Below are 517 nucleotides of genomic sequence, written 5' to 3' on the forward strand. Positions count from 1 at the left end.
CGTGTGGAGGTGACCGGTACTAATAGGCCGAGGGCTTGTCCTCAGTTGCTCGCGTCCACTGTGTATGTTCTGAGGCAACGAACGGTTGCCGGCTCAGAGCTGAACCGAGAACACAAGTAAAGAGTGTGCTTGTTCGCTCGAAACCATTAGGGTTTCGGTGGTCATAGCGTGAGGGAAACGCCCGGTTACATTCCGAACCCGGAAGCTAAGCCTCACAGCGCCGATGGTACTGCAGGGGGGACCCTGTGGGAGAGTAGGACGCCGCCGAACAATCTTTGGAGGACCCCTGGTCACCAGCGTTCAGCTGGGACCAGGGGTCCTTTTGTTTTTACAATGCTTGAGGTACCACAGACAGGAGTCACCATGTCCACCAACTCTCCCGGCGACCGTCCGGAGCGCGACCAGCGGCGACGGGACAGTGGTGACCGGGGTGACCGCGGCGGCTTCCGGCGTGACGACCGACGTGACGACCGCGACCGTGGCGAGCGGAGCGGCTTCCGCAGGGATGACAGCCGCG

At 61.5% G+C, this 517-nt stretch carries 1 rRNA gene; it reads left to right on the forward strand.

Going from position 1 to position 517, the window contains the following annotated elements:
• Positions 1-153 precede the first annotated feature (153 nt).
• Positions 154-270, forward strand: a 5S ribosomal RNA gene (gene rrf / locus ABD350_RS37315).
• Positions 271-517: the final 247 nt, after the last annotated feature.

Origin of the sequence: Streptomyces nogalater, from assembly GCF_039532885.1 — a bacterium.
GTDB classification, from domain to species: domain Bacteria; phylum Actinomycetota; class Actinomycetes; order Streptomycetales; family Streptomycetaceae; genus Streptomyces; species Streptomyces nogalater.